11 protein-coding genes are annotated in these 8,185 nt (G+C 34.4%); 9 read left to right on the top strand and 2 right to left on the bottom strand.

Going from position 1 to position 8,185, the window contains the following annotated elements; translation table 11 throughout:
* The first annotated feature begins 38 nt into the window (after positions 1 to 38).
* The 3 genes from KA858_RS05660 (at position 39) to KA858_RS05650 (ending at position 2,367) form a co-directional block, all read left to right on the top strand.
* Complete coding sequence (locus KA858_RS05660) at positions 39 to 146, top strand: tetracycline resistance determinant leader peptide (protein WP_481906469.1); 108 nt, start codon at positions 39 to 41, stop codon at positions 144 to 146.
* 15 nt (positions 147 to 161) lie between these two features.
* A complete protein-coding gene (gene tet(M), locus KA858_RS05655) occupies positions 162 to 2,081 on the top strand; it encodes a tetracycline resistance ribosomal protection protein Tet(M) (RefSeq protein ID WP_000691736.1) in 1,920 nt (639 codons plus the stop codon).
* 118 nt (positions 2,082 to 2,199) lie between these two features.
* Positions 2,200 to 2,367 (top strand): cysteine-rich KTR domain-containing protein, encoded by a 168-nt coding sequence (locus tag KA858_RS05650; protein WP_000336323.1) that lies wholly within the window; start codon positions 2,200 to 2,202, stop codon positions 2,365 to 2,367.
* Between the two features lie 59 nt (positions 2,368 to 2,426).
* Here the strand turns inward: KA858_RS05650 and KA858_RS05645 are convergent, their stop codons facing one another.
* Complete coding sequence (locus tag KA858_RS05645) at positions 2,427 to 2,780, bottom strand: helix-turn-helix transcriptional regulator (RefSeq protein WP_001227347.1); 354 nt, start codon at positions 2,778 to 2,780, stop codon at positions 2,427 to 2,429.
* Positions 2,781 to 3,284: 504 nt separating this feature from the next.
* On the opposite strand from KA858_RS05645, the gene KA858_RS05640 reads away from it, so the two are divergent.
* The 4 genes from KA858_RS05640 (at position 3,285) to KA858_RS05625 (ending at position 5,897) form a co-directional block, all read left to right on the top strand.
* A complete protein-coding gene (locus tag KA858_RS05640; protein WP_000804885.1) occupies positions 3,285 to 3,707 on the top strand; it encodes a sigma-70 family RNA polymerase sigma factor in 423 nt (140 codons plus the stop codon).
* The gene (locus KA858_RS05635) at positions 3,704 to 3,934 is read left to right on the top strand and encodes a helix-turn-helix domain-containing protein (RefSeq protein ID WP_000857133.1); all 231 of its coding nucleotides are present in this window, start codon (positions 3,704 to 3,706) and stop codon (positions 3,932 to 3,934) included. The genes KA858_RS05640 and KA858_RS05635 overlap by 4 nt, the downstream gene beginning before the upstream one ends.
* Positions 3,935 to 4,394: 460 nt before the next feature.
* Entirely contained in the window at positions 4,395 to 4,598 is a 204-nt protein-coding gene (locus tag KA858_RS05630; RefSeq protein ID WP_000814511.1) for an excisionase, read from the top strand.
* A gap of 81 nt (positions 4,599 to 4,679) precedes the next feature.
* Complete coding sequence (locus tag KA858_RS05625) at positions 4,680 to 5,897, top strand: tyrosine-type recombinase/integrase (protein WP_001291561.1); 1,218 nt, start codon at positions 4,680 to 4,682, stop codon at positions 5,895 to 5,897.
* 236 nt (positions 5,898 to 6,133) lie between these two features.
* Here KA858_RS05625 and KA858_RS05620 read toward each other — a convergent pair whose 3' ends face one another.
* On the bottom strand, positions 6,134 to 7,183 hold the full coding sequence (locus KA858_RS05620) for an ACP synthase (protein ID WP_151362626.1): 1,050 nt from the start codon (positions 7,181 to 7,183) through the stop codon (positions 6,134 to 6,136).
* Positions 7,184 to 7,314: 131 nt separating this feature from the next.
* On the opposite strand from KA858_RS05620, the gene ssb reads away from it, so the two are divergent.
* Positions 7,315 to 7,605: a cassette chromosome ssDNA-binding protein gene (gene ssb, locus KA858_RS05615; protein ID WP_151362625.1), complete on the top strand. Its 291-nt coding sequence runs from the start codon at positions 7,315 to 7,317 to the stop codon at positions 7,603 to 7,605.
* On the top strand, positions 7,605 to 8,185 hold a 581-nt coding region (locus KA858_RS05610; protein WP_210135208.1), incomplete at its 3' end, for a DUF927 domain-containing protein. The genes ssb and KA858_RS05610, both read left to right, overlap by 1 nt.

Here is an 8,185-nt window from a genome sequence, read left to right as displayed (position 1 = left end):
TGTACCCAGTTTAATAATACATTTATCATGTGATTCTAATGTATCCAGAGAATATCTGTATGCTTTGTATACCTATGGTTATGCATAAAAATCCCAGTGATAAAAGTATTTATCACTGGGATTTTTATGCCCTTTTGGGTTTTTGAATGGAGGAAAATCACATGAAAATTATTAATATTGGAGTTTTAGCTCATGTTGATGCAGGAAAAACTACCTTAACAGAAAGCTTATTATATAACAGTGGAGCGATTACAGAATTAGGAAGCGTGGACAAAGGTACAACGAGGACGGATAATACGCTTTTAGAACGTCAGAGAGGAATTACAATTCAGACAGGAATAACCTCTTTTCAGTGGGAAAATACGAAGGTGAACATCATAGACACGCCAGGACATATGGATTTCTTAGCAGAAGTATATCGTTCATTATCAGTTTTAGATGGGGCAATTCTACTGATTTCTGCAAAAGATGGCGTACAAGCACAAACTCGTATATTATTTCATGCACTTAGGAAAATGGGGATTCCCACAATCTTTTTTATCAATAAGATTGACCAAAATGGAATTGATTTATCAACGGTTTATCAGGATATTAAAGAGAAACTTTCTGCCGAAATTGTAATCAAACAGAAGGTAGAACTGTATCCTAATATGTGTGTGACGAACTTTACCGAATCTGAACAATGGGATACGGTAATAGAGGGAAACGATGACCTTTTAGAGAAATATATGTCCGGTAAATCATTAGAAGCATTGGAACTCGAACAAGAGGAAAGCATAAGATTTCAGAATTGTTCTCTGTTCCCTCTTTATCATGGAAGTGCAAAAAGTAATATAGGGATTGATAACCTTATAGAAGTTATTACTAATAAATTTTATTCATCAACACATCGAGGTCCGTCTGAACTTTGCGGAAATGTTTTCAAAATTGAATATACAAAAAAAAGACAACGTCTTGCATATATACGCCTTTATAGTGGAGTACTACATTTACGAGATTCGGTTAGAGTATCAGAAAAAGAAAAAATAAAAGTTACAGAAATGTATACTTCAATAAATGGTGAATTATGTAAGATTGATAGAGCTTATTCTGGAGAAATTGTTATTTTGCAAAATGAGTTTTTGAAGTTAAATAGTGTTCTTGGAGATACAAAACTATTGCCACAGAGAAAAAAGATTGAAAATCCGCACCCTCTACTACAAACAACTGTTGAACCGAGTAAACCTGAACAGAGAGAAATGTTGCTTGATGCCCTTTTGGAAATCTCAGATAGTGATCCGCTTCTACGATATTACGTGGATTCTACGACACATGAAATTATACTTTCTTTCTTAGGGAAAGTACAAATGGAAGTGATTAGTGCACTGTTGCAAGAAAAGTATCATGTGGAGATAGAACTAAAAGAGCCTACAGTCATTTATATGGAGAGACCGTTAAAAAATGCAGAATATACCATTCACATCGAAGTGCCGCCAAATCCTTTCTGGGCTTCCATTGGTTTATCTGTATCACCGCTTCCGTTGGGAAGTGGAATGCAGTATGAGAGCTCGGTTTCTCTTGGATACTTAAATCAATCATTTCAAAATGCAGTTATGGAAGGGATACGCTATGGTTGCGAACAAGGATTATATGGTTGGAATGTGACGGATTGTAAAATCTGTTTTAAGTACGGTTTATACTATAGCCCTGTTAGTACTCCAGCAGATTTTCGGATGCTTGCTCCTATTGTATTGGAACAAGTCTTAAAAAAAGCTGGAACAGAATTGTTAGAGCCATATCTTAGTTTTAAAATTTATGCGCCACAGGAATATCTTTCACGAGCATACAACGATGCTCCTAAATATTGTGCGAACATCGTAGACACTCAATTGAAAAATAATGAGGTCATTCTTAGTGGAGAAATCCCTGCTCGGTGTATTCAAGAATATCGTAGTGATTTAACTTTCTTTACAAATGGACGTAGTGTTTGTTTAACAGAGTTAAAAGGGTACCATGTTACTACCGGTGAACCTGTTTGCCAGCCCCGTCGTCCAAATAGTCGGATAGATAAAGTACGATATATGTTCAATAAAATAACTTAGTGTATTTTATGTTGTTATATAAATATGGTTTCTTGTTAAATAAGATGAAATATTTTTTAATAAAGATTTGAATTAAAGTGTAAAGGAGGAGATAGTTATTATAAACTACAAGTGGATATTGTGTCCTGTATGTGGAAATAAAACACGATTAAAGATAAGGGAAGATACTGAATTAAAAAAATTCCCCCTCTATTGTCCGAAATGCAGACAAGAAAATTTAATTGAAATAAAGCAGTTCAAAGTAACTGTGATTACAGAGCCAGACGCAAAGACGCAGAGCCGATAAAATGAGATTAATACAATCTCATTTTATCGGCTCTTTCCGTTATGTATGGATTCTTTTAATTAGTCTTCGATGTTTCTTGCTTCGTTGATACCGCTGGCTAAAGATTCCATTAAGGATAGTTCTTTGTCTGTAAAGCTATCCATGTATTTCTCTATCTGTAATCGTCGGGTGCTTTTTACCAAGTTATTAGCAGGTAAGAAAAATTCATCAACGGAAACATGAAGTAACGATACAAGGTCATAAAGAACTTGTATGCTGGGGTGTTGCCCTTTATTTTCAATATTAGTTAAGTACCGTGGGTCAATTTCAATCAATGCTCCCACTTGTTCACGAGTTAAACCTCGTTTCAATCGAGCTTCTTTAATGGCTAAACCAAAGGCTCTAAAATCATATTTATCTTCTTTTTTACGCATAGTAGACCACCTCTATACATTTTATTGTTCCTACTGAATTAAAAACAGGTATAGAAAAACGTGTTATATGGTTTATAGGTTTATATTTAATAAAAAGCACTACTAAACGCCAATAAAAAAAACCGTTATATGGTAGTGCTATTTACGCTGTTAAAATATTGTATATTACTTCCAAATGGCGGTTTGTTGGAGGTCAACGTCGCCATGAAGTACATCATATACAATAAATTTCCTTACATTGGGTTCTTGTCAAAAAAAGTCGTCTATCTGCAATAGATAAGTACGTCCACCAATGTGGTTTTATAAATCATATAGATAGAATAACAGAAGCATGTAAACAGAGAAATAAATCTGTTTATATGCTTTTTTGGCTATTCAGAACTTTTTTACAAAGTTTATTTATCAGTAATGCAACAAATCCCCCTTTCACATTGGGACTAAGAGTGAAAGGAGATAAACGAGCAAGGCTCACTTCCTTTCCTAGACAGAAAGGGGGTGAGAAACATGAAACCATCTTCTTTTCAGACCACAATAGAAAATCAGTTTGACTATATCTGTAAACGTGCTATGGAAGACGAGCGAAAGAATTATATGCTTTATCTTTCAAGGATTGCAAAGCGTGAGGTGTCCTTTTCGGATGTTGGCGATTATCTTGTTAGCCAGTTTGCGACAACAGATAACTATTCAACTGACTTTCAGATTTTTACACTCAATGGGTTATCAGTAGGCGTTGAAAATGATTTGTTGAGTGAAGCATTACGTGAGTTGCCAGACAAGAAACGTGAAATTCTACTGCTGTTTTACTTTATGGACATGAGCGATTCAGAAATTGCAGACCTGTTGAAATTGAACCGTTCTACTGTCTATCGGCATAGAACCAGTGGACTAGCCTTAATTAAAAAGTTTATGGAGGAATTTGAAGAATGAAAACACAATATCCTATGATTCCCTTTCCTCTCATTGTAAAGGCAACAGATGGCGATACCGAAGCGATTAACCAGATTCTACATCATTACAGAGGGTACATAACGAAGCGTTCCCTACGACTTATGAAAGATGAATATGGCAATCAAAGTATGGTCGTTGATGAAGTCTTACGTGGAAGAATGGAAACCAGACTGATTACAAAGATTTTGTCATTTGAAATTAAGTAATATCCTCTCTCCTTTCGTGGAAGCGTGCTAAACCATTCCACGCTTCCCGAACAGGGAGGTTTGTTATTCCACCAAAGCATATTGAGCTTTCAATGTGTTTTGATAGGCTAACGAGCCATTGTTCTTTGAAAACTGAATAAAAGTAATCGAATACGTTTCGATAAGAAAAGAGCCAACGGAACTAACCGCCATGACCTATCTTATAAAGATAGCGAGCGATTCATGTTAGTGATCCGAGAAGCAATCTTTAGCAGGATTGCCTGCAACGACATTCTTATCGTGATAATGATACTCCCATACAGTCAATAGTCCGAGCGTGATAAAACCGTCGCAGGCAATGAGTATGGCTACATGAGAACCATGCAGGGGTGGAACTCCCGTGAGCTTTGCTAAAGCTGTTCGATTGCTGGTAAAACAACTTTTATGAAATCCAAATAAGTGATTTGGAAAGGAGGATTTTATGAAGCAGACTGACATTCCTATTTGGGAACGTTATACCCTAACCATTGAAGAAGCGTCAAAATATTTTCGTATTGGCGAAAACAAGCTACGACGCTTGGCAGAGGAAAATAAAAATGCAAATTGGCTGATTATGAATGGCAATCGTATTCAGATTAAACGAAAACAATTTGAAAAAATTATAGATACATTGGACGCAATCTAGCGTCGCCAAAGGGTCTTGTATATGATAAAATAGTATTAAGTCGTATCAAGGCTCTTTCCATAAAGGAAAGGAGCAAATGCCATGTCAGAAAAAAGACGTGACAATAAAGGTCGAATCTTAAAGACTGGAGAGAGCCAACGAAAAGACGGAAGATACTTATACAAATATATAGATTCATTTGGAGAACCGCAATTTGTTTACTCGTGGAAACTTGTGGCTACAGACCGAGTACCAGCAGGAAAGCGTGATTGTATCTCACTTAGAGAGAAAATCGCAGAGTTACAGAAAGACATTCATGATGGTATTGATGTTGTAGGAAAGAAAATGACACTCTGCCAGCTTTACGCAAAACAGAACGCTCAAAGACCAAAGGTTAGAAAAAACACTGAAACTGGACGCAAATATCTTATGGATATTTTGAAGAAAGACAAGTTAGGTGTAAGAAGTATTGACAGTATTAAGCCATCAGACGCTAAAGAATGGGCTATTAGAATGAGTGAAAATGGTTATGCTTATCAAACCATCAATAACTACAAACGTTCTTTAAAGGCTTCATTCTATATTGCTATACAAGATGATTGTGTTCGGAAGAATCCATTTGACTTTCAACTGAAAGCAGTTCTTGATGATGATACTGTCCCTAAGACCGTACTAACAGAAGAACAGGAAGAAAAACTGTTAGCCTTTGCAAAAGCTGATAAAACCTACAGCAAAAATTATGATGAAATTCTGATACTCTTAAAAACAGGTCTTCGTATTTCAGAGTTTGGTGGTTTGACACTTCCAGATTTAGATTTTGAGAATCGTCTTGTCAATATAGACCATCAGCTATTGAGAGATACTGAAATTGGGTACTACATTGAAACACCAAAGACCAAAAGTGGCGAACGTCAAGTTCCTATGGTTGAAGAAGCCTATCAAGCATTTAAGCGAGTGTTAGCGAATCGAAAGAATGATAAGCGTGTTGAGATTGATGGATATAGTGATTTCCTCTTTCTTAATAGAAAGAACTATCCAAAAGTGGCAAGTGATTACAACGGCATGATGAAAGGTCTTGTTAAGAAATACAATAAGTATAACGAGGATAAATTGCCACACATCACTCCACATAGTTTGCGACATACATTCTGTACCAACTATGCAAATGCAGGAATGAATCCAAAGGCATTACAGTACATTATGGGACATGCTAATATAGCCATGACGCTGAACTATTACGCACATGCAACATTCGATTCTGCAATGGCAGAAATGAAACGCTTGAATAAAGAGAAGCAACAGGAGCGTCTTGTTGCTTAGTAGTACAAATGAATTTACTACTTATTTACCACTTCTGACAGCTAAGACATGAGGAAATATGCAAAGAAACGTGAAGTATCTTCCTACAGTAAAAATACTCGAAAGCACATAGAATAAGGCTTTACGAGCATTTAAGAAAATATAAAAAGATAATTAGAAATTTATACTTTGTTTCTTTTAAACATAACTTAAACCCTCTCTAATTAATTATATCTATAAATATTGTCCATGGAATACTATTTCTTTAAAGCATCTACAGCTTTAAAAAACAATGATACATTGTATTCAATATTGTTATACTTTGTTTTTTCTCTAGGATAGAAGTAATCCTTATAATGTTCAATTTTAGATTCTAACTTATTCTGTTCAATAGACAAAGTCGCGATTGATAATTCTTCTTTCAACCCATTTCCAAATCTTTCAATCTGTTCTTTTACATATCTGTACTTTTTAATGGATTCCTCTATCAGTTTAATTCTTTTTTGATTATCTGGTTCTTTTTCGCATGCATCCACAATATGTCTAATAATATATAACCTAACAGTCGGTAATCTTATATCGATAAGTAAACTAATGACGTATGTTTGAATAAATGCATTCAATCTTTCTTCAAATTCATGCTCCGTTTTCTTTTGTCTTTTAAATGCCTTCAAATATAATTCTATTAAATAAAATAATTCATTTAAAAAAGCCCATGCATATTCCTTTTCTAAAGCAACATAACTAATTAATTGATTAGTAAGATTATAATACTGAATCTCATTATATAAATACTTCCAAAGCTTCTCCAATTTTGTATATGATATCTTTTCTCCTAACCGTACATATTCATTTTCTTTTTTTGACCGATTATAAAGTTTGTCTAGTTTTGTAACTAATCTTTTTTGCGTTTTGTTTATATCTTCTAAATTTTTTGAAGTAATAGTTGGATCATAGCTTAAATGTTTATCTACTTTCTTTATCGCAAGTAATGATTTTAATTGTTCTTCATTTATAAATGGTTTAAGTTTAAATTCATTGTTTTGACTATTGAAATACGTCACGATATTTAGATTACTGTAAATTTTATTCATACTTCTAAATTCAGAGTCATCTAACAAATAATCAAAATGAGGGCTAAAGTATTTTTGAATAAATAAAACTCTATCCACCTTTTGATGTTCATTTAAATCGCTTAAACTTCTTAATAACACTAAATCTTCATAAACTTTATCTATCACATCAAATATTAAAATATCAGTCAGGCTGCCATACTTGTCAAAAAGTTCTTCTAAAGTAGGTATCATATATACCCCCCCTCCCTATTTTTTGTTCCGCGTCTAATTAAAATGCTTCATTTATGCTTATTATATCAATCATTGACGTGCTAAGCACATGTAATATTGATTGACGCTTAATAATTATTAGGAGGGTTTTTATGATGAAAACGAAAGAATTTTATCTATTAAAAAAACGCGCTATGGGAGTCGCATTTAATTTACCTGTGGGTACTCAGTTTACGTTTCACGATTTAAATATGAAGGCTCATGTTATCTGTTCAATTAAGGTTCAACAGGATGTTGGTCGCTGGTTTGCGTATTTTGTGAAGCACGCACCACGTGTTCCATTCGTTATTATTGGCAAGGATTCTAGCGGTAATTTAATTTACCGTAAAGTAGGTCCTAATCCTCATCACAATAGTAACTATCATAAAGGAGGGAGCTTCTAATGAACACTTCACACTTACCTTTAAAGTATGGAAATGCAACTTTGACAATGGCGGGATGGTTTTTAACCATCCCTTCAAAAAAGAAAGATGCAGATAATCAAGATGTGTTTATCGCAAGTCCAATTGTCATAACAGCCAGATTCATTGATCCTAACTCTAAAGTCGAAAAGATTATTCTATCAGACTTCAATCATGCAGAATTAATTGAAGAAGCTGATATATTATCATCTCAAAAGCTTCCAACCATTATCAAATTCGGCTTTAATGTTAATGAAAAATATATACGAGACTTGGGTTTCATTCTGCAACAAATGCGTGCTCAAACACCCCTATCACCTATGTATCAAGGTGTAGGTGTCATTAACACTGAGAACTATCCTATCATATCTTTAGATGAACCTTATGTATCTAAGAAGGTGCTATCTTCATTAAAAGAAGATATTCTATGCGATACACAATATGATTTACGGCCAAAAGGTACTTTTGAAGGCTGGTGGCAAATGTATCTTGATGAAGTAAAAGGAAACTTGTTACTGGAGCTTGCTGTGATATTTGGTGTTTCTTCATTAGTGACTGCTTT

The organism is Staphylococcus sp. GDX8P80P, from assembly GCF_017893095.1.
In the GTDB taxonomy this organism is placed as follows: domain Bacteria; phylum Bacillota; class Bacilli; order Staphylococcales; family Staphylococcaceae; genus Staphylococcus; species Staphylococcus borealis.
The sequence above is the reverse complement of the archived record's forward strand: the minus strand, read 5'-3'. Positions and strand labels throughout refer to the sequence as shown.

Excerpts from the sequence above, each read along its gene's own strand:
- KA858_RS05660 (WP_481906469.1), top strand. The coding sequence starts at position 39 with ATGTATCCAGAGAATATCTGTATGCTTTGTATACCTATGGTTATGCAT.
- KA858_RS05645 (WP_001227347.1), bottom strand. The coding sequence starts at position 2,780 with ATGCGTAAAAAAGAAGATAAATATGATTTTAGAGCCTTTGGTTTAGCC.
- KA858_RS05640 (WP_000804885.1), top strand. The coding sequence starts at position 3,285 with ATGAAACCATCTTCTTTTCAGACCACAATAGAAAATCAGTTTGACTAT.
- KA858_RS05635 (WP_000857133.1), top strand. The coding sequence starts at position 3,704 with ATGAAAACACAATATCCTATGATTCCCTTTCCTCTCATTGTAAAGGCA.
- KA858_RS05630 (WP_000814511.1), top strand. The coding sequence starts at position 4,395 with ATGAAGCAGACTGACATTCCTATTTGGGAACGTTATACCCTAACCATT.
- KA858_RS05625 (WP_001291561.1), top strand. The coding sequence starts at position 4,680 with ATGTCAGAAAAAAGACGTGACAATAAAGGTCGAATCTTAAAGACTGGA.
- KA858_RS05620 (WP_151362626.1), bottom strand. The coding sequence starts at position 7,183 with ATGATACCTACTTTAGAAGAACTTTTTGACAAGTATGGCAGCCTGACT.
- ssb (WP_151362625.1), top strand. The coding sequence starts at position 7,315 with ATGATGAAAACGAAAGAATTTTATCTATTAAAAAAACGCGCTATGGGA.